This window comes from Halarcobacter ebronensis (assembly GCF_013201825.1).
In the GTDB taxonomy this organism is placed as follows: domain Bacteria; phylum Campylobacterota; class Campylobacteria; order Campylobacterales; family Arcobacteraceae; genus Halarcobacter; species Halarcobacter ebronensis.
Genome location: NZ_CP053836.1, coordinates 2,503,710 through 2,524,663 on the forward strand (window position 1 = coordinate 2,503,710; position 20,954 = coordinate 2,524,663).

The following is a 20,954-nucleotide window of genomic DNA, read 5'->3' on the forward strand; positions in this document are numbered from 1 at the left end:
CAAAAATGACAAATTATTTTATTTATAATTTTCTAAATGCATATTGGTAGGGATTTTCTAACATAAATAATTAATATATAATTTTTACTACAATATCTCTTGGACTCGTCCTATTTGACCATCTTCAAGTCTTACTTTTATTCCCCTTGGATGAAAACTAGAGTTTGTTAAAATATCTTTTACAACACCTTGGGTTAGTTTACCTGTTCGCTGGTCTTGTTTAAGGACAATTTTTACACTAAGTCCAGCTTTTATATCTGCTCTATCTTTAGGGTCTCTTATCATTACTTCGCTTTGTAAAAAAGAACTTTTTTTATCTCATCAAGATGATAAAAGAAGATTGTTTTAAAAGCAAAAGTAACTTTTGTCTTTTTTTCTACACTTGTATCCAAAATATTAAAAGTAAAACTTCCACCTTCACTCTCTTTTGATTCAAAAGTAACAGTTACAGGTTTTAAAGCTCTTATAATATTCATTGTCGCTTTATACTCTTTTGGATTTGCACCATCAAGCATATCTCCATCTCTTTCCTCTTTTCTAATAGCCTCAAAAAGAGTAGTTAGTGTATCTTTGTATATTGCTTTGCTTAAACTTATTCTTGCTTTTTTTGTGTGAAAAGCTGCACTTGTATTTAACAAACCATTTGGTTTTAGTGCTCTTATCTCTTCAACAATATTTAAAAAGAAGTTAGCTCCACCCATTTGTTGTGCATAGTTACTAAACTCTTCATGTAAAGACTCTTTTGTCTTTGTATCTAATTTATTGAAATCCATATATCTTTTTTACTCTCTTGTATATTTGATTAGTTGACCCTTAAAAGCTTTTGTTAAATACTCATCAGTTTTTTTAGGTTTAAACTGCATAAATGAAAAACCTAAAGTTACCATAATTTTGCTAAACTTTGCATGATTTCCTCTTCCTGGGTCTGAGATTATTATTTCACACTTCTTTTTTGCATGTTTACTTACAAAAGAGGATAACTCTTCAATATGCCATCTCTCATATAAAATATCACTTCCAATAATCAAATCAAATTTCCCTAAAGTATCATCCTCATCACTCCAACTTGTTCTCTCAAAAGGAATATTTTTTAGGTTATTTAATGCAGAATTATAATTTAGAAAACTTTCAACTTCAGGATGATAGTCTGTTGCAGTTATATCAACATTTTTGCTATTTAAGAGGTGACTTGATAAGGCTATGCCACATCCAATTTCTAATACTCTTTTCCCTCTTACATCATAATCTTTTATATATTTTGCTAAAACTTCTGATGCTGGCCAAACTACTCCAAAAAGAGACCAAGTTGCAGAAGATATTCCATATTCATTTAGCTCCTGCTCTTTTTCATTGTCATACTCTTGTTTGTCTCTAAGTGTTTTTAGGTGAATGTCTATTTTATCAAATTCATAGGTGTTGTACTTTACACGAATATTACTCATTTATTTCCTTTATTTAGTTAATCAATAAATAAAGTTAAATTAGTCCATAAAAGAGTAAAGAAGCAGAAGATATTAATTAAAATTTTTTTCATTATATAATTAATATCTTAAATTAACTTAACTTTATAAAAAAACAAGGGTAAGTTATATCTTATATAATTGAAAATTTTTTATCTTACTTTGTCTAATTTTGACTCAAATAGATTAAGAAAAAATAGAAAAAGACAATATTATTGTGACTTTAAAATACCTAAAAAAGCTATTGGTTTTGATTACTATATTATCAAATTGTATTTTTTGAGTATAGTGATGGTAAAATAATAAAATAATTCACATCTATAAAAAGGTATATCTATGATATATGATAACTTGAGAGAAGAGGCACTAAAAAGTGCAAAAAAAAATAGCCTAGTATTAGAGAGTTTTTTTGTTGGAGAGCTTTTTACCTATGTATTAGTAAAAGGTGAAAATAGAAGTCAAGTGGGAATAGCCCTAACTCCAAATGGAGAGGGAAATATTTTAGAAAAGAATTTCAAATCGTTAGAAGAGTTATTAAATGAAACAAGTTATAACCCATCTTTAAGAGCAGTTACACTTGCTGCAATTAATGCAATAGGACAGTATGAACTTCAAGATGAGAATATTGATGTAAAAGATGACCTAAGAGATGAGATTTATGACCTAATTATAAAAAACAGTAGTGATTCTGATCATATTGTTTTTATTGGGCACTTAAGACCACTTATTAAAAAGATACAAGAGCAAAGAGAAAATACAACTATCTTCTCAAGAATAAAAATTGAGCCAGAACTTGGAGTTTATAATGATATCTTTGAATATGAAGCTATCTCAAAAGCAGATATTGTTGTAATAACAGGAACAACTCTTATTGGCTCAACAATAGATGCAATACTTAAATTTACCTCAAAAGCAAAAATGGTTGTTATCTCTGGTTTCTCAGCAGGTGCAAACCCTAATTGGTTTAAGAATAGTGGAATTACCCATGTGGCAAGTCTTAGCCTAAAAGAGTGCAAAAAAGAGGATGTACTTCTTAATGATTTGGAAACTATCTTTAAAAATGGATGTTATATACAAACAATCCAATAAAATAGAGGGGAATCCTCTATTTTTAATGTCTTCTAAATTTTTTCTTCTCAACATTCTCAATGATATTTTGTGCTATTGTTGATGTATCGATTGATATTTGATGTGCATGAGAGGCAACACTTGCATTTTCTTGGGTTCTTGTATCAAGTTTAGCAACGGCATCATTAATTTGTTCAATTCCCTGTTTTTGTTCATTTGCTGCATTTTCAATCTGTTTGATTAAATGGCTTGTATTATTAATATTTTCATTTAATACAGAATATCCCTTAATCATCTCATCTGCATTCTTTTTACCTGTATTTGCTTTTTGTGTCGCATTTTCAACCAATTCTTTTATCTCTTTTGCTGCATCTGAACTTCTTGAAGCTAGATTTCTAACCTCTTGGGCAACAACAGCAAACCCTTTTCCAGCCTCTCCTGCTGTTGCTGATTCTACTGCTGCATTTAAAGATAAAATATTTGTTTGGAAAGCAATTTGATCAATTACTGTAATTGCTTCTGCAATTGCAGTAGTTTGTTCATTTATCTCATTCATTGACTCTACTGTAAGTTTTGCCAATCTTTGTCCATCGTTAATCGATTCAATAAGATTATTTGAGTAGATAGCCATTTTTGCAATATTTTGTGTTGTTTCAATAATAGTTGAAGTGATCTCTTCAATTGAAGCGGAAGTCTCTTCTAGTGAAGCTGCTGTTTCATTTGAAGATTTATTCAATTTATCAACATTTTCTAACAGTTGTTTAGCATTATTTTCCAATGTTGTTCCAAGTTTATAGTTCTCTTGTAACATCTCGTTAATAATATTACATAAGCCATTTAATCCCTGTGAGATTTTTCCTGTAGGATTTTTTATATTATCTACAAAGTCTAAATTTGAATAGTTATCTAAAGAGGTCAAAATTGTATTTATATTATTATGAACATTTTGTTTTACTGTATCAATCATCTCATTTAGAATATCTTTTAGATCATTTAATGATTGGTTTGATGTTTTATTAATAACTTGAACATTTAAATCACCCTCTTTTACCTTTGTTACTACACTTTTTACATTTTCAATTAATTTTCTATCTTCATCGATTCCTCTTTTTACACCCTCAATTTCAAAATCAATTCGTGTAGCCATACTCCCAAATTCATCTTTTGTATTAATATTTAACTTATCTACACTATCTTTTTCTCCTTTTAGATATTCAAAGAAACCATAAAGACCACCCTCTAATTTTTTTAAAGGATTAAGTAGTTTTAATAAAATAAAATATATAAAAGTTAAGATTGCAATTAGTAGAACAATATATAAGAAAACTTCTATTGCAATATCTTTTTTAATATCTGCAAAAATTGCCTCTTTTTCTATCTCTATAACTAAATACCAAGAAGAGAGAGGAACTTTGTTATAACTAACTAATTTATCAACACCGTTATCTTTATATTCTGTAAAAAAAGTATCATTTTCAGTTTTTATGCTTTTAAAAAGTTGTCTCTCTTTATTTAAAAGTTCTTTCTCTTTATGTATTAATATTTTTCCATCATTTGAAAGAAGGTATGCATGTCCTCCTTTGATTTTTAGGTTCAAAATCTGCTCAACAATAGTATCTAAGAAGATATTTGCTCCTACTACTCCTATTAGCTTATCTTCTTTTAATACAGGAGCAAAGAGAGTTATTACTAATTTATTTGATGAAGCACTTATAAAAGGCTTTGTTACACCTTTTTTCTTAGTCTCTTTATATAATTTATACCAAGGTCTTTCTCTTGAATCGTAATTCATTGTTGGAATGCTTTTCAAAGTACCATCAAACTTAATTAAATCCCCATTATCTTCCCTTCCAAAGTACATACTAGCAAACTCACCAGCTTGTTTTCCAAGTAATAATTGATCAACTAAAACCTTATTTTCAATGGTTAAATTTTTATCATCAATCATATTTGCAACAGATGTTACAATTTGAAGTTTAGAAGAGAGATAATCCTCAATAAACTTTGCTGTCTGGGTAGATAAAGATAGTTGTTCTTGCTTGGCTAGAGAGTATTCAGATTCATACTTATTATAAGCATTATAAAAACCCAATATAAAAAACGAAAGCGAAATACTAATCAACAATACTATTAAAAGTTTTGATTTTATACTAGTCATGAGCAAATCCTTTTCTTTTATTATACAATTTTATTAAGTTAATATGTCATATATATGACATTTTTATTGCAAAATATTATTTTTTGAAAGACTTATAATAAAAGCTGCCCCTTTATATTTTTTCTTATGATATTCAAACTCTTCATTATAAACATGTATTAAACCTTTATGTCTCTCCCTTATTATTTTATCACTCATAGAAAGACCCAATCCTGTGCCAATTGATTGATGTTTTGTAGTAAAATATGGTTCAAAAATCCTATTAATTATCTTCTCTTCTATTCCCCTACCATTATCTAAAATTTTTACCTCCAAAGTATTTTTATCTACACTTTTTGTAGAAATAAAGATATATCTTTTTTGCTCTTTTTCTGATATCTCCTTTAACTTATCTTTAGCATTATTTATTATATTTATAAAAGCTTGTCCTAACTCATTTTTATTTCCTATAATTGTTAAATCATCTTGGATATCTTCAACAACAGTTATATAGTTACTCTTTATTGCTACTCTTGCTATTGCTATTGCATTTAGAAGTGCCTCTTTTACACTAATTTCACTATAATTTAAATCCTCTCTTATAAAATTTCTAAAATCATCAATTGTTTTTGAAAGATATTGGGCTTGTTCAATTATTTGATTAGAAAACATTATTACCTCATCACTTTTTATACTATCTAACATCTCTGCTTTTAGGGATAATCCACTTGCACTTGTAGTGATTACACTTAAAGGTTGTCTCCATTGATGGGCAATATTTCCTATCATCTCTCCCATTGATGCCAATTTTGATTGAGACTCTAAAAGTTTTGTAGAAGTCATATCTTTTGCGGTTAATAAGAGTCTTGATTTATCTGGCATCAATGTTATAGTTATGTTTGTTGATACTCTTTTCCCATCTTTTCCTAAACAGACTTTTTCAAAATTGTCAATGTAACCATTTTCAAGAACCTCTTTAAATATCATTTCAATATTTTCTTTCTCTTCTAAACTTAAAATTTCTATAAATTTTTTTCTCTTTATCTCTTCTGGTGAATAGCCTAACATCTTCAAATATGAAGAGTTAAAATCTATAAATCTTAGTTCGAAATCTAAAATTGCAATTCCATCTTTGCTATATCTAAATATTGCCTCAAACTCCTCTTTCTGTTTTATTAACTCTGATTGTGATTTATGCAATTCATCATTTATAGAAGTTATCTCTTCATTTGTCTCTTTAAGGATTTTATATCTCCATACACCTAAAAGAATCAATACAAAAATAACTATCAAAATTTTTAAAAGAAGAGAGTAATCTTGAACTTTTTGAATTTTTACCTCAGTCCAATTATTTACTATATTATCTATTTTAGATTTAGGGATGGTATCTATTGATTTTTGGATTATTCCTAAAAGTATAGGTTCAGATTTTATTACTGCAATAGAGAGTTTTAGAGGTTCTATTAACCTACCAATAATTTTTAAAGAGCTATAACTACTTTTTGCTTTATAATATCTTGCAATTGGATAGAGAGTCAAATGAGCATAAACCTCACCACTTTTGACCAAATCTAATCCCTCTTCAACACTATTTACAGTCCTAATCTTAATTGAAGGATATTGCTCTTTTAAAGCTTTTATTAGACTTGTATAAGAAACAACAGAGATTGTTTTATCTTTTAGCTCTAATAAATCAGAGAAGAAGGCTTTATCACTTTTCCCTATTGCAACATAAGGTAAGTTTAAATAAGGGCTTGTCAGATTATATTTATCTCTATTTTTCTTTGAATACTCTACCGTTGGCAAAACTTCACATTTCCCCTCTTTTAAGTAATCAAAAGTTGTTTTAAAAGAGTCTGTCTGTATTAGTTCAAACTCCAATTGTACATTTTCATAGAGTTCTTTTAATATATCAGAAATAATACCCTCAACATTCTCTTTATTTACATCACTAACTGGCATCGATTTAGGAAAAACACACATTCTTATTTTTGCTTTTTTATCTAAATACTCTTGTTCACTTAAATTAAAGACTTGATTCCTAATTTTACCAAACCATCTATCTTGCAGTTTATTTAACAAATCAATACTAACATTCATATAGGCTTTATTTAAAATAGAAATTAAGATTGATTGCTCTTTTAGCGTGGCAAAATAGTACTTATCTAACTCTTCATTTTCTGATTCATTAACTTGATTAGCTACTTTGATATTTGTATAACCATATTTTTTTATATAATAGTTTGCTATATTTCTGTCATTCATAAAAATATCAATTTTACCCATAGACAAAGCTTCAAGTTTGCTTTTAAGATTTTCATAATATATTTTTTTTACATTTGGGTATTGATTTACTATATTTTCTTCATGCCATCCCTTTGATACTCCAAATTTTTCATTTTTCAAAGATGCTAATTTTACATTTTTTCTATTATCTTTTCTTGTTATATAGTAATTTTCACTAATAAGATAAGGAGTAGAAAAATAAAGAGTCTCTTCCCTTTTGTTACTTTTATAAATAGTGTGTATTAAATCAATTTTTCCAGCATATAAGTCATCTAAAAGTTCAGTCCAAGGCTTAGTAACATACTCAACTTCTATACCAATTTTTTTTGCAAGTATATTTAGTAAATCAATAGAATATCCCAAAGCAATCCCATCAACACTAAAGTCCATAGGTTCATAATCAAACTCATTTGAAACTTTTATAACTTTTTTATCATTAATATAAGCTATCTCTTCTTTAGTTAGATAAGAGTTAATTTCACCAATCAATTTATTATCTTCTGCATATAAATTAATAAGGAATAAAAAAGGTATTAAATAAAAAAACTTTTTCATGACCCTCCAATGCATTGTATATAATAATTTTAGTTATATGTTACTATATACTTATTAATCGCAAAATTAAAAAAAAAAATTACTTTTTTCACTTATTAAAGGAATTTTTTACTAAAATCTTCAAAAATTTTGAGGGATGAGATGTCTAGTTTAGGATATAAAACAATAGGAAAAGGGAAAAATTATATTATTTTTTTGCATGAGTTAATGGGAGATTGTAGAAACTATGAACCCATATTTAACTATTTAGACCAAGAAATTTTTACCTGCTTATTTGTAGATTTAAGGGGCTATGGTTTATCTAAAGAGATCCATGGAGAGTATAATTGCCTTGAAGCGTCCAATGATGTTAAGGATTTAATTACCTCTTTAAATATAACTACTTACTCTTTAGTTGGGCACTCTATGTCAACACTTATAGCACAAAAGATTGCTTTGATTGATATTAGAGTAAAAAAATTAATTCTAATAACACCCATTCCAGCCTTTGGAATAAAGATGAATCACTATGCAAAAGAGGCACTTCTAAATCAAATGCAAGAAAATAGTAATAAAATAGAGCAGATAGTAGAAGACTCTTCAAAAAGATACAATAACTCTTGGAAAAATTATAGAATAAAAATGGCTTACAGCTCTTCAACACTAGAAGCAAGAGTTGGTTATATGAAGATGTACTTAAATGTAGATTTTCAAGAAGAGGCACAAGAAAAAATTGATATTGCTATTAAGATTATTGTAGGAAAACATGATTTTCCTGTTTTTGCATATAACCAAGTAAATAAAAACTTTTCCAAATACAAAGATGTTGAGATAATTGAATGTAATGAAGCGGGGCACTATCCCATGATAGAAACTCCCATATTTTTTGCTTCACATATTGAAAAATGGTGTTTATAAAATCAATTTTTCTTTAAGTTCAAAATAAACTTTTTTCACTAGAATTCCAAAACTTATAATAAATATAAATTTTTCTAATTCAAAGATATTACATGAGAAAACAACTATTCCCTCTTGCCCTTGGCGGTCTTGGTATTGGTACCACAGAATTTGTTATTATGGGATTACTTCCTGATGTAGCAAAAGATATTGATATCTCTATTCCTTCTGCTGGACATCTAATCTCAGCTTATGCCCTTGGAGTTGTAATTGGAGCGCCTATTTTAGTTGCTCTTAGTGCAAAATTTTCACCAAAACATATATTAATTACCCTAATGGCACTTTTTACAATATTCAATTTTTTATCTTCAATTGCTCCTGATTACTATACTCTAATGCTTACAAGATTTCTAAGTGGTCTTCCCCATGGAGCTTTTTTTGGAGTTGGAACTGTTGTTGCATCAAAACTTGCAAAAGAGGGTAAAGCTGCCCAAGCAATAGCCTCTATGTTTACAGGACTTACTCTTGCAAATTTAGCAATGGTTCCTTTAGTTACTTTCATAGGGCACCATCTTCATTGGAGATACGCTTTTGGTATAGTTTCACTAATTGGAATAGCAACTATGCTATTTTTATACTTTTGGATGCCAAAACAAAAAGCACTTAGAACAGTTACCTTTAAAGAGGAGTTAGAGTTTTTTAAAACCATCAAAGCTTGGCATATTCTAACTATTGTATCAATTGGATTTGGAGGACTTTTTGCTTGGTTTAGTTATATTGCGCCACTTTTAATCCATGTATCAAACTTTGAAGAAGGCAGTGTCTCTTATCTTATGATTGTTGCAGGGGCAGGTATGGTTGTAGGAAATATTTTTGGAGGATATTTGGCTGATAAAAAAGATCCAATAAAAGTCTCTATTCTTTTACTTTCACTACTTGTTACTTCATTAATTATTGTATTTTTCTTCTCGGAAAGCAAACTCTTGTCTATTATTCTAACTTTTATTTGTGGAGCATTAGCTATGTCTCTTGGCTCTCCTATAAATATGGTTATGTTAAAAAGTGCAAAACATTCAGAGATGCTAGGAGCTGCCTTTTTACAAGCAGCTTTTAATGTTTCAAATACACTTGGAGCATTTTTCGGAGGAATACCTTTAGTATTTGGACTTGGATATAATTATCCTGCTCTTGTGGGTGCAGGTATGGCAATTTTTGGAGTTGCACTTTGTATTTTATTTCTTAAAAGATATAATATGTAGATGAATATAAAAATTGCAACCTTTAACCTTTTTCAATTTTGTGCGCCCCCATACTCTTGGTACTTTAAAAAAGATAAATTCAATGAGAATGAGTGGGAAAAGAAAAAAGAGTGGCTAAACTCTCAAATTGAAAGTATAGATTGCGATATAATAGGTTTTCAAGAGGTATTTTCACAAAAGGAGTTACAGAGGCAAGTTAAAGCTTTAGGTTTTAAATACTTTGTAACTGTCGATAAGCCCAAACTTGATGAGAACAATGAAACAATTTTTACAACTACAACTTTAGCCCTTGCTTCAAAATTTCCAATTAAAAAAGTTGAAAAAGTTACCTCAACATTAGAAGGGTTTAACTTTTCAAGGAAACCAATAAAAGCTTTGATTAGCTTACCAAATGGGATAGATATAACCTTTTATGTAAATCATTTTAAATCAAATAGATTAAATGAATTTGAACATATATTTAAAAAAGAAGATAGTGTAGAGTATAAGAAAAAAAAGGTATTTGAACTATTAAATAATCTTCCCTCACAAAAACAAAGATTGCAAGAGGCTTCTCTTCTCTATTCTGATTTTTTAAAAACAGAAACTCCCATCATCTCCCTTTGTGATTTAAATGATAAAGAGTTCAGTTTAACTCTAGATTGTCTAACAAATCAAACTTTTCATCAAGAACAAGAGAAGAACTCTTTTCTTCTTTTTGATGCCTTTTATCTTTTAAACAGTGATGAAAAAAGAGTTCCAACAAGTTATTACAAAGGAGTTGGAAATGTACTTGACTATATTCATGTTTCAAAAGAGTTCTTAAAAGAGATAGGAGAAGTTGTATCATATAAAGTTTGGGATGAACATCTAAAACAGAATAAAAATGGCTCTTTATTGCAAAGTGATCATGCAATAGTTAGTTGTGAAATCTCTATTTACTAAAGGCAAAGTTCTATACTTTTAAAAAACAAATGTTACTATAATAGAACTATTTTATAAAAGATTTATAATGAAAACTCTATTTTTATTAATAATATTTTCTTTTTGTTTTGCCAAAGCAAATCTTTTGCAAGAGAGTATTAACAAAGCCTCTGCCTATTCTACACTTAAACTTCAAGATGGAGTTTATCAAGGAAATATAAAAATAAACAAACCTATTTCCATAGTAGCAAAAGGGAAAAATGTAGTTATTTTAGGAGACAATAAAAATAGTGTAATTGAGATAAACTCTTCAAATGTAAACCTAAAAGGTCTTATTATTAAAGGAAGTGGTAATAGACTTGATAATCGTGACTCTGCAATAAAAATTTCCAACTCTCAAAATAGTATTATTGACTCTTGTACAATAAAAGATTCTTTATATGGAATTGATGCAGGAATACTAACAAATTCAAAAATTATTAATAATAAGATTAGTTCAAAAAACCTTGATCTCTCTTTAAGAGGAGATGCCATAAAACTTTACTATAGTAACAACAACTTAATAAGTAATAATGAAATATACAACTCAAGGGATATAACTTTTTTGTACTCAAATAGTAATACTTTTACAAAAAATCATATTGAAAACTCTAGATTTTCTCTCTATTTAGAAAGATCTAATGAAAATATAATTGAAAATAATCACTTTTTTATGAACTATGTTGGATTGATTTTTGAAGGGGCAAAAGATACCCAAATTAAGGCAAATATTATAAAAAACAATCTCAAACAAAATAGTATTGGTGTGATGATAAAAGGTGTTTCAAACTTCCTTTTTGAAGACAATATTGTTACATTTAATACAAAAGCTTTTTATATAGATTCAAAACACAATGAAGATACAATCAAAAGATATTTTAACTCAAATGAGATAAGCTACAACATTGAAGCTTTTCATTTTCATGGAGCCATAAAACAAAACCAAATTAAAGAGAATACAATATTTGGAAATATTGATGATGTTGTAAAAACAGTAAGAGGGAACAAAACTTCAAATAATATAGTTGAACAAAATTATTGGGATAACTATAGTGGATTTGATTCAAACAAAGACTCTATAGGAGATACTCCTTATAAAATTTTCCAATATGCTGATAGACTCTGGCACTACAATAATAAAGTAAAATTTTTCTATGCAACACCAATTATATCAATACTGGATTTTATACTAAATTTAGCTCCTTTTGTAGAACCTGTTCTTCTTTTGGAAGATACTAAACCAAAAGTAAGTTTAAAGTAACTTCAACTCTTCTATCAATTGTTTTAACTTATATGCCCAGACTTTATAGGCCATTTGCCCCAGATGTAAACCATCTGTTGTTAACTCTTCTTTTAAAAGATTTTTTTCATTGGAAAAATAACTATTCAAATCTACAAAAGATATCTTCTCTTTTTGGCAATACTCTTTTAATAAAAGATTAAAAACTTCAACTTTTTTATTAACTGAAGGCATTTGAGTCACAAATAGAGCATGAACAACAGTTTTTACTGATGCTTTTTTTAAAATCTTTAAAAGACTTTTATACTCTTCAAAAACATTTTCCAAAGGAGTTGAGATACAAAGATCATTTATTCCTATCATTAAAAAAACAATTTTAGGTTTTATATCTATAACCTTGTCAACTCTTTTAATAACCCTATTTATTGTATCTGCATCAACTCCAAGATTGATTATTCCCTCTTTTTCTAAAAGGGTCTTCCACTCTCCTCTTTTAATAAGAGAATCTCCAAGTAAAACAATCTCTATATTATTTTTCATATTATAAACTATGAGATTGCTTTTTCAATAGCAGCTATTGCATGGATTTTTGTTGTATCATAAATTGGAATATCAACATATCCTTGTTTTATTAGCATAGAGATTTCAGTACATCCAAGAATAACTCCCTGACACTGTTCTTGTTCTTCTAATCTTTTTATTATTTTTATATATTTATCCCTTGAATCTTTGTTACAAACTCCAAGACAAAGCTCTTTGTAGATTACTTTATGAATAAAATCTTGCTCTTCTTCGTTTGGAATTACAACTTCTACACCAAATTTTTCTTTAATTCTATCTTTGTAAAAAGCTTCGCTCATTGTAAATTTAGTTCCCAATAAAGCTACTTTTGTTATCTCATCTTTTACCAAAGCTTCCCCTGTGGCATCTGCAATATGTAAAATTGGTATATTGATATTTTTCTCAATTTGAGGAACAACTTTGTGCATTGTATTTGTACAAATAATCAAAAAATCTGCTTGTGCCTTTTCTATTGCTTTTGCTTCATTTGAAAGAATTACTGCTGTCTCATCCCAAAGTGAACTGTGTTGAAATTTTTCAATCTCTTCAAAATCTACACTTGAAAGGATAATTTTTGCACTATGTAAACCACCTAGTCTATTTTTAATCTCTTCATTTAAAAGTTTATAATATGTAGCTGTACTCTCCCAACTCATACCACCTAACATTCCTATTTTTTTCATATCTTCTCCATTGCAAGTTTAAGTCCAAAGCCAATAAAAAGTAGTCCAACTACTTTTTTAACCAAAGTTGAAATAAAAGTTGAAACTCTCATATTTGAACTAACTCTTATTGCAAAAAATGAGATTGTAATATTAACTATTGTTCCAAAAAATATAAAAATAACTCCCAAAATAAATGGAGCTAAAACTTTATGTTGACTATTTATATCTATAAATTGAGGCAAAAATGTTATAAAAAACAGAGCAACCTTTGGATTTAGAACATTTATAAAAAACCCTTGCCAAAAAAGTTTCTTAATCTTTTGAGTATCTTTTTGGTTAACATTAATATCTATCTTCTTTTCAACACTAATTAACAATGATACTCCAAGATAAATCAAATATATTACCCCTAAGTACTTAACTATCATAAAGGCTGTATCAGAGCTATGTAAAAGTGCACTAAGTCCAGAAGCAGCTAAAAAGACATGAACAAAACATCCAAAACTTACCCCAAAACTTGAAACAACTCCACCTTTGAAACCTCTTTGAAAACTACTTTTTAAGATATAAAGCATATCGGCACCAGGAGTGATGTTTAGAAGAAGTCCAGCTATTATAAAAAGATATAAATCAGTTATACCCATTTTTTACCTTCATCTTTGTAGAATATAAAATTGTAACAAAGAAAAGATATATCAGTGTTTATTTTTTACTATTTAGAGTCTATTTAATCCATCTTTATTTAGTTTATACACAGTTGGCGCAAGTTTTTCAATAAAAGTTTTATGGTGAGATACTATTATCATAGATTTTTTTATTGAGTTTAAAATATCAATAATTTTTTGTTCTGCATCTTCATCAAGGGCATTTGTTGGCTCATCTAAAAGAAGTATTTTAGGCTCTGTTATTAAAATTCCAGCTAATGCTACAATCTTTTGTTCTCCACCACTTAGATCATAGATATTTCTATTTTCTAAATGTACAATTCCTAAACTTTGCAGCATTTCATAAGATTTTTTATATGCATCGTCTTTGCTTTTACCCTTTGCTCTTAGGGCAAACATTACATCTTCAATAACTGTTGGACATAAAAAATGATCACTTACATCTTGGGGAAGGTAACCTATGTCACATCTATATTTTCTAAAATCTTTTAAAGATTTCATCTCATCATGAAAAAGAAAGACTCCACCAGAAGTTGGAGTTATTAATCCCGCAATAATTTTTAAAAGAGAGCTTTTCCCACTTCCATTTGCACCTATGATTGCTACCTTTTCTTCATGGGATACATTTAAAGTTACACTATTAAAAACATCTTTTGTTGAATTTTTATAACCAAGTTCCTTCAAGTTTATGGAACAACTCATACAACTACCTCTTTTACATACAACATACAAATTATAAAGAGTAACAACACATCATAATAAGTAAGTGAAGAACTGTTTATTAAGTAGATTCTACCATTAAATCCCCTTAATTCAAATGAGTCTTGCAATGCTGCTGCTTTTTTTATTGATTTTACAAAGATATGACCAAAAAGATTTCCATAGGTTTCATAGGTAAACAAAGAAGAGTTTGCTCTAAAACCTCTTGATTTTAAAGTCTGTTTCATCTTTTTAAACTCATCACTTAGAGTCTGTATCATCTTTAGTGAAAAATATACACTACTTACAAACTTTTTTGGAAACCTTAGCTCATTTAAAGCTCTAACAACATCATAACCACTTGATTTTAGGAAAAGAAGAAGATTGAAAAATATAATCATATTTGTTCTAATATAGATATTAAGAGCATTTTCAAAATCCCCTTGTAGAAGCAATATAATAAAAATCATCCCTATAAATAGATTTAAAAATAAAAGTTTTTTAATAAGTTTTATAAGCTCTTTATACTCAAAAAGAAGCAAAAAAGCTATAGGTAATAAAAAGATTAACTCAACGCTATTAAAGCTAATAAAAATAGAGTATAAAAAAGCACTAACTAAAATAACAGAAGAGTTAAACTTACTCACTTTTGAAACCTCTTTAAACCTAAGAAAATTAGAAAGATCAATATTATACCAACTGCTGCTTCAACTAAATTGTAATTGTGAACTTCCTCTTTATGTGTTGCCAAATTTTTTACTTCAAATTCACTTTGGGCACCATGTCCACCCATAGCTTCTGCTTTTATAAGAAGTTTTGATTCAACATTTTTTACTATATAATCCCCATCTTTATTGGTTAAACCTTTTTCTAATAGTTTATTGTCTTTATCATAAACTTCTATTTTACACTCATTACAAAAAGTACCTGAAGCAAAATATGTTGAAGCTATTACTTTGCCATCCTCTTCAAATACAAAAAGATTCAATTTATGAGCAAATAATGAGCTAACAAAAAGAGCAATTAATAAAATTTTTTTCATAATTTTACCCCATCAAGTAGATTTGGAATTGATTTTTTTAGATAATTTATTAAGAAAATTGTAATCAATCCTTCAATAAACATAGCTGGTGCATTTGCTAAAATAAGGGTGTATGAGGCATATAAATACTCATCTTTAGAGATTGCTAATACAAGAGCTAAAAGAAGAGTTGACAGCAATACAGGAATAAATCCTATCATAAAATATTTAATCTTTATATTCATAAAATTTAAGTAACCCCTTTTTACAAATAGATAGGTAAGGTATGAAGGGAGTGCCATAATTATTAAGTTTGCACCAAGAGAGGTTAGTCCTCCATACCCTAAAAGTATTGCTTGAAACAGAAGTGCTATAAGTATGCTAAGAAAAGCTAAGGGGCCTATTAATATACCTATAACACCTGTTAATATTAGATGTATACTTGTTGGTCCCAAAGGAATATGTATAAATGAAGCAATAAAAAATATAGCACCCATTGCTGCAATAAGTGCTATATTCTCTGTTTTTAAATTTTTAAGTGAATATGCAACCATAGCAACACCAATAACTGATGTTGCTATAACTACTTCACTTGATAAGATACCATCTGATATATGCATTTTTTAATAAGCCTTTAACCACATTAAAGCACCGTTTTCAATTGGATACTTTTTACCTTCAAACTCTTTTTCACCCTCTTCTATTAATGCAGCAAATCCCCACCAACCTTTGTGGTTCATAACAAAAGAGAATACTCCGTTATCATCGGTTTTAACAACTTGTGTTATATGTGCATCAGTTGGAGCTTTTAATCCAAATTTATTTAACAACTCCACTTCAACTTCCACATTTGAAACTGCTTTACCATTATGCAATACTTTTCCTTGAAAAATATTTCCTGCATATAGTCCAAAAGGTTTTGTTAAAGGAACTATTTCATACTCTAAACCAATTGGCTCATCCCATCCATCTTCCATACCAAAAGCTGATACAATAACTTTTGGAACATGAGAGATATATTTACTCTCTGCTGGTTCAAAATATGGTTTTGGAACAGTATAAAATTTATAAACACCTGGTCTATTTATTTGATATGTTGTTTTCCATGCTTGGTGATCTAATACTTTAGTCTCTTCTAAAGGTAAAGATTTTTTATTTTTTTCGTAGAAGATACCTTCTGGTTTTACCATTGTCATACCTGTTTGTTCAAAAGGGTGAATAAACATTGCATCAAGGGTTATTTTAGAGTTATCTTTAGATGTTACATTATCCGTTGAGGGTAAGAATGTAAGGAAATGTGCATTTGCACAAATAGCTAATACTCCTGCTAAAACTAATTTTTTCATTGTACTCTCCATGTTTTTAATGGGAAAATTATAGATATTTATAATTCAATTGAAATAAATTATTTTTTCTCTTATGTATTTTTAGAACCAATTTTTTAATTTTATATTTTTATATAATTATGTATATAAATATATAGAAAAAATCTAAATGCTTATTATTGATTTTGATGTTTTAATCCAAGCCATAAGAAGCTGTGTTAGCTAGCTTGGAAGTTGTATAAAATTTAATCTCTTATTAAATAGATTTCTTCATTCCTCATATTAAATTCTATTTGTTCAACTATTAATTTTTCTTTTTTATTTGCTTCTGCTCTATCTAAAACATAAAACTCTTCTTTATCTTTTATGCAAATCAGTGGGAAATGCCAAATCCCTTTATTATAGTGAACACCTTGTTCTCCATTTGTTTCAAAAATTTCAAGAGTTGATAAATCTGGCTCCCTTCCTCCTAATGCAACTACACAATAAAATGGTTCTTTACTTCTTGGTAAAAATGTTTGAGAAAATAAAGGATGTTTTTCCAACATATCAATATGTAAAGGGAATTTTCTTTTATTACCTACATAAATATGTAAAGTTGTAATTCCATTCTTTTCATTTGTATCCATATTGCAAATTTCATAAAACTTTTCTGCAGACTCTCTATTTATAAGTATAGAGTCTCTATCCTCTTTTTCTATTACTTCACCAAATTTTTTAAAAGCTTCTCTTGTTAGAGGTTTTGGTTTTATTTCTACTCTCATACTCTACCTTTAACCCATCTTTTTTTGTTTAATATTAAACCCTACTATTTAATTTTGTTCGTTGTATTTTTCATTTTTATAGACAAAGCAACTTAACCACAATTGCCTCTTTCAAAGGTTTAATAATTCCAATATTATCATAAATACCATTACAATTGTAATATCTAATTATAGATTTTGGTATGTAAATTTTTTAACCATGTCATGTATAGATTATATACATTTAGTATGTACAATTATTTGTAGAAAATATCTTTACAAAAATATTCTCAAGTTATAGAATACCTTTAGAAAACATATTTGAGGGATTAACTTTACTAAAACTTAATAGCAATATTACAAAATTCAACCTACGTAAATTGCAATAAAAAAAAATAATTATCTAGTAAGTATAAGTAACTCTTGAGTGTTTTAAACATATTAGCTCTTGCAATTCAAGAGCAATGTCATTAGGTGGATTTGTACAAAATCTAAATTTTAAAAATGAGGAAAACAAAAATGACTAACGAAAGAAGAGATTTTATTAAAAAAACAGGTTTAGCTGGAATTGGTGCAGCTATTGCTGTCCCATCAATTGCTAGTGCAGACTCTAAAAAGACATTTAGATGGAAGATGACTAACTGCTATGGTGCAGGTGCTCCTTTTTATTCTACTGGCCCTGGAAGTGCTAGCTACTTTTGTAAAAGAGTTGAAGAGTTAACGGATGGAAGACTTAGAATCAAACACTATCCTGCAGGTGAGTTAATTCCTGCTATGGAAGGTTTTGATGCAGTATCAAAAGGAACAATTGAGATGAACTGGGGTAACTCATTTTTCTGGGCTGGTAAAACTTTTGCAGCACAATACTTTACAGCTGTTCCATTTGGAATGAACTTCCAAGGAACAAATGCTTGGCTTCAATTTGGTGGAGGACAAGAGTTATGGGATGAAGTTTATAAACCATTTAATGTAATTGGTCTTGCTGCTGGAAATACAGGTGTTCAAATGACAGGATGGTTTAAAAAAGAGATTAAAGATGTAAAAGATTTAGATGGTCTAAGAATGAGAGTTCCAGGACTTGCAGGAAAAGTTTTAGAGCAACTAGGAGTTAGTGTTAAACTTCTTCCAGGTGGTGAAATTTTCCCAGCATTAGAAAGAGGTGTAATTGACGCGGCAGAGTTTGTTGGACCATTTCAAGATAGAAGAATGGGATTCCAAAAAGCTGCAAAATTCTACTATACAACTGGATGGGGAGAACCAAGTAACACAACTGAGTGTTTAATAAACAAAGATGCGTGGGCAAGCCTTCCAAAAGATATTCAAGCAATAGTAAAAACTGTTGCAGCTGAGTGTAACCTAATGGGTCTATCTTGGTCAGAAGCAAATAACTCAGAAGCATTAGAAGATTTAGTTAAAAACCAAGGCGTTGAAGCAAAAACTCTACCTGATTCAGTTATTGAAAAATTAAGAGAATTAACATTTGCAACTTATGCTAAATTAACTGCAAATGATCCTCTTGTAAAAAAAGTTCACGAAAGTTACTTCGCTTTTAAAGCAATGCATGATGACTGGCAAAACAAAAGTGAAGAAGTTGTGATGACTAAGTTATCATCATGAAAAACCTACTTCTTATCTCAAAAAGACTAGATGCGTTAATTGAACGCATCGGTCAAATTAGCTCATGGCTTATCTTTGTTCTTGTAGTTTTAGTTGCAGGAGATGTTCTATTTAGATACTTTTTTCACATTAGTTCAATTGCTGAACAAGAGTTTCAATGGCACATATTAGCTGCAATTGCAATGTTTGGTTCAGCTTATACTTTCCAACAAGGAGAGCACGTAAGAGTTGACCTTTTTTATCACAGTTATAGTGAAAAATTAAAGATATGGATGGATTTATTGATTCCTTTATTAATTATTATTCCTTACTCAGTTTTTATTATCTATTTATCAAGTGATTATGTTGCCCAATCATTTACAACAGGAGAAGTTTCACCAGATCCTGGAGGTTTGCCATATAGATATTTAGTAAAATCTTTGATTCCCCTTGGATTTACACTTATTCTTATTCAAGCAGTTGCAATACTCTTTAGATCAATTACAAAGATAAAGGAAGGAAATTAATTTATGGATCCGCAAATATTAGCAATCATGATGGTTGTAAGCCTCTTTGCACTTATTCTACTTGGAGTACCAGTAGCATTTGCAATTGCAGGAGCTGGACTATTTTTTGGTCTAATTGGGGTAGATATGAATATGTTTAATCTACTGCCAGCAAGAATTTTTGGTGTACTTACAAACTATACACTTCTTGCAATACCTCTATTTGTATTTATGGGAATACTTTTAGAAAAATCTCGCTTAGCTGAAAAAATGCTAGATGTATTAGGACTACTATCAGGTAAAAAACCCGGAGGAATGGCTATTGCAATAATAGTTGTAGGTATTCTTATGGGTGCTTCTACAGGGATAGTTGGTGCTACCGTTGTAACTCTTACTATGATTGCCCTACCAACTCTTTTAAAAAGAAACTATAGTCATAGTGTCTCTTGTGGTACTATTTGTGCTTCGGGAACGTTAGGTCAAATCTTACCGCCAAGTTTAGTTTTGATTCTCTTGGCAGATATTAGTGGTGAAGCTATTGGTCCTTTGTTTGCTGCGGCACTAATGCCAGGACTTCTCCTTGCAGGATGTTATATAGTCTATATTGTACTTTTGAGTAAATTTGCACCTCATCATGTTCCACCAATAGATGAAGAAGAGAGATCTCTATATTCAAAAAAGGAGTTATGGATTGAGTTTTTTAAATCTGTTGCACCTCCTTTTGTTCTGATTTTTGCAGTATTAGGTTCAATTATTGGAGGACTTGCAGCTCCAACTGAAGCTGCTTCTATGGGTGCTATTGGTGCTCTTCTGATTGTTTTTCTTAGTAAAAGATTAACTTTGGATATCTTAAAAGAGACTTTATTTGAGACAATGAAAGTTACAGGTATGATTATGTTCGTTCTTATTGCCTCTCAAGTTTTTGGACTAAGCTTTAGAGGATTAGAAGGGGATTATTTAGTAGAAGATCTTTTTGCTGCAATACCTGGTGGAATGTGGGGTTCAATTATATTTATGATGCTTGTTCTTTTTGTTCTTGGATTCTTCTTAGAATGGATTGAGATATCATATATTGTTTTACCATTGGTTTTACCAATTTTCCATGCAATGGATATAGATATGATTTGGTTGGGGATTTTAGTTGCACTAAACCTTCAATCTTCATTTTTAACTCCTCCTTTTGGTTGGTCATTATTCTTCCTAAAAGGTGTTGCTCCAAAAGAGATTAAGACTATGGATATATATAAAGGGGTATTACCATTTATTGCAATTCAAATTATAGTAATTGGACTTGTAATGGTTTTCCCACAAATAGCAACTTGGCTACCAAAAGCAATAGGATGGATGTAA

At 29.2% G+C, this 20,954-nt stretch carries 22 protein-coding genes; 8 read left to right on the forward strand and 14 right to left on the reverse strand.

Annotated elements, in window-relative coordinates:
• Window positions 1-87: 87 nt before the first annotated feature.
• The 3 genes from AEBR_RS12365 to AEBR_RS12375 are packed head-to-tail and all read right to left on the reverse strand — an operon-like array spanning window position 88 to window position 1,442.
• Window positions 88-282: a YwbE family protein gene (locus AEBR_RS12365; RefSeq protein ID WP_323807953.1), complete on the reverse strand. Its 195-nt coding sequence runs from the start codon at window positions 280-282 to the stop codon at window positions 88-90.
• A gap of 2 nt (window positions 283-284) precedes the next feature.
• A complete protein-coding gene (locus AEBR_RS12370) occupies window positions 285-773 on the reverse strand; it encodes a hypothetical protein (RefSeq protein WP_129088121.1) in 489 nt (162 codons plus the stop codon).
• A 9-nt stretch (window positions 774-782) separates the two neighbouring features.
• Entirely contained in the window at window positions 783-1,442 is a 660-nt protein-coding gene (locus AEBR_RS12375; RefSeq protein ID WP_129088120.1) for a class I SAM-dependent methyltransferase, read from the reverse strand.
• 354 nt (window positions 1,443-1,796) lie between these two features.
• Here AEBR_RS12375 and AEBR_RS12380 point away from each other — a divergent pair, with 354 nt between their 5' ends.
• Window positions 1,797-2,549, forward strand: a complete 753-nt coding sequence (locus AEBR_RS12380; protein WP_129088119.1) for a Rossmann-like domain-containing protein — start codon at window positions 1,797-1,799, stop codon at window positions 2,547-2,549.
• Between the two features lie 22 nt (window positions 2,550-2,571).
• Here the strand turns inward: AEBR_RS12380 and AEBR_RS12385 are convergent, their stop codons facing one another.
• Together AEBR_RS12385 and AEBR_RS12390 are read right to left on the reverse strand one after the other, a co-directional pair.
• Window positions 2,572-4,686, reverse strand: a complete 2,115-nt coding sequence (locus AEBR_RS12385) for a methyl-accepting chemotaxis protein (RefSeq protein WP_228712202.1) — start codon at window positions 4,684-4,686, stop codon at window positions 2,572-2,574.
• A gap of 63 nt (window positions 4,687-4,749) precedes the next feature.
• Entirely contained in the window at window positions 4,750-7,506 is a 2,757-nt protein-coding gene (locus AEBR_RS12390) for a transporter substrate-binding domain-containing protein (protein ID WP_164969520.1), read from the reverse strand.
• A 141-nt stretch (window positions 7,507-7,647) separates the two neighbouring features.
• On the opposite strand from AEBR_RS12390, the gene AEBR_RS12395 reads away from it, so the two are divergent.
• From AEBR_RS12395 to nosD, 4 genes are all read left to right on the forward strand, one after another.
• A complete protein-coding gene (locus AEBR_RS12395) occupies window positions 7,648-8,403 on the forward strand; it encodes an alpha/beta fold hydrolase (protein ID WP_129088116.1) in 756 nt (251 codons plus the stop codon).
• 92 nt (window positions 8,404-8,495) lie between these two features.
• Entirely contained in the window at window positions 8,496-9,641 is a 1,146-nt protein-coding gene (locus AEBR_RS12400) for an MFS transporter (RefSeq protein ID WP_129088115.1), read from the forward strand.
• The gene (locus AEBR_RS12405) at window positions 9,642-10,565 is read left to right on the forward strand and encodes an endonuclease/exonuclease/phosphatase family protein (protein ID WP_129088114.1); all 924 of its coding nucleotides are present in this window, start codon (window positions 9,642-9,644) and stop codon (window positions 10,563-10,565) included.
• Window positions 10,566-10,632: 67 nt separating this feature from the next.
• Window positions 10,633-11,844: a nitrous oxide reductase family maturation protein NosD gene (gene nosD / locus AEBR_RS12410; protein WP_129088113.1), complete on the forward strand. Its 1,212-nt coding sequence runs from the start codon at window positions 10,633-10,635 to the stop codon at window positions 11,842-11,844.
• On the opposite strand, the gene AEBR_RS12415 is transcribed toward nosD, so the two are convergent.
• The 9 genes from AEBR_RS12415 to AEBR_RS12455 form a co-directional block, all read right to left on the reverse strand.
• A complete protein-coding gene (locus AEBR_RS12415; protein ID WP_129088112.1) occupies window positions 11,836-12,363 on the reverse strand; it encodes a GDSL-type esterase/lipase family protein in 528 nt (175 codons plus the stop codon). The two genes, nosD and AEBR_RS12415, sit on opposite strands and share 9 nt — an antisense overlap.
• 8 nt (window positions 12,364-12,371) lie before the next feature.
• Complete coding sequence (locus AEBR_RS12420; RefSeq protein ID WP_129088111.1) at window positions 12,372-13,067, reverse strand: aspartate/glutamate racemase family protein; 696 nt, start codon at window positions 13,065-13,067, stop codon at window positions 12,372-12,374.
• Window positions 13,064-13,693, reverse strand: coding sequence for a LysE family translocator (locus AEBR_RS12425; protein WP_129088110.1), 630 nt, complete (start codon window positions 13,691-13,693; stop codon window positions 13,064-13,066). The genes AEBR_RS12420 and AEBR_RS12425 overlap by 4 nt, the downstream gene beginning before the upstream one ends.
• Window positions 13,694-13,765: 72 nt before the next feature.
• Window positions 13,766-14,416, reverse strand: a complete 651-nt coding sequence (locus tag AEBR_RS12430) for an energy-coupling factor ABC transporter ATP-binding protein (protein WP_129088109.1) — start codon at window positions 14,414-14,416, stop codon at window positions 13,766-13,768.
• Window positions 14,413-15,060, reverse strand: coding sequence for an energy-coupling factor transporter transmembrane component T family protein (locus tag AEBR_RS12435; RefSeq protein ID WP_129088108.1), 648 nt, complete (start codon window positions 15,058-15,060; stop codon window positions 14,413-14,415). Before AEBR_RS12435 ends, AEBR_RS12430 begins: the two co-directional genes overlap by 4 nt.
• Window positions 15,057-15,455, reverse strand: coding sequence for a hypothetical protein (locus AEBR_RS12440; protein WP_129088107.1), 399 nt, complete (start codon window positions 15,453-15,455; stop codon window positions 15,057-15,059). The genes AEBR_RS12435 and AEBR_RS12440 overlap by 4 nt, the downstream gene beginning before the upstream one ends.
• On the reverse strand, window positions 15,452-16,054 hold the full coding sequence (gene cbiM / locus AEBR_RS12445; protein ID WP_129088106.1) for a cobalt transporter CbiM: 603 nt from the start codon (window positions 16,052-16,054) through the stop codon (window positions 15,452-15,454). The genes AEBR_RS12440 and cbiM overlap by 4 nt, the downstream gene beginning before the upstream one ends.
• A 3-nt stretch (window positions 16,055-16,057) precedes the next feature.
• Entirely contained in the window at window positions 16,058-16,780 is a 723-nt protein-coding gene (locus AEBR_RS12450; RefSeq protein WP_129088105.1) for a DUF4198 domain-containing protein, read from the reverse strand.
• Between the two features lie 224 nt (window positions 16,781-17,004).
• Window positions 17,005-17,523 (reverse strand): ureidoglycolate lyase, encoded by a 519-nt coding sequence (locus AEBR_RS12455; protein ID WP_129088104.1) that lies wholly within the window; start codon window positions 17,521-17,523, stop codon window positions 17,005-17,007.
• A gap of 498 nt (window positions 17,524-18,021) precedes the next feature.
• On the opposite strand from AEBR_RS12455, the gene AEBR_RS12460 reads away from it, so the two are divergent.
• From AEBR_RS12460 to AEBR_RS12470, 3 genes are read left to right on the forward strand one after another with little or no spacing between them, the layout of a single operon-like run.
• Window positions 18,022-19,119 (forward strand): TRAP transporter substrate-binding protein, encoded by a 1,098-nt coding sequence (locus tag AEBR_RS12460; protein WP_129088103.1) that lies wholly within the window; start codon window positions 18,022-18,024, stop codon window positions 19,117-19,119.
• A complete protein-coding gene (locus tag AEBR_RS12465; RefSeq protein ID WP_129088102.1) occupies window positions 19,116-19,625 on the forward strand; it encodes a TRAP transporter small permease subunit in 510 nt (169 codons plus the stop codon). The genes AEBR_RS12460 and AEBR_RS12465 overlap by 4 nt, the downstream gene beginning before the upstream one ends.
• A 3-nt stretch (window positions 19,626-19,628) precedes the next feature.
• Window positions 19,629-20,954: a TRAP transporter large permease gene (locus AEBR_RS12470; RefSeq protein ID WP_129088101.1), complete on the forward strand. Its 1,326-nt coding sequence runs from the start codon at window positions 19,629-19,631 to the stop codon at window positions 20,952-20,954.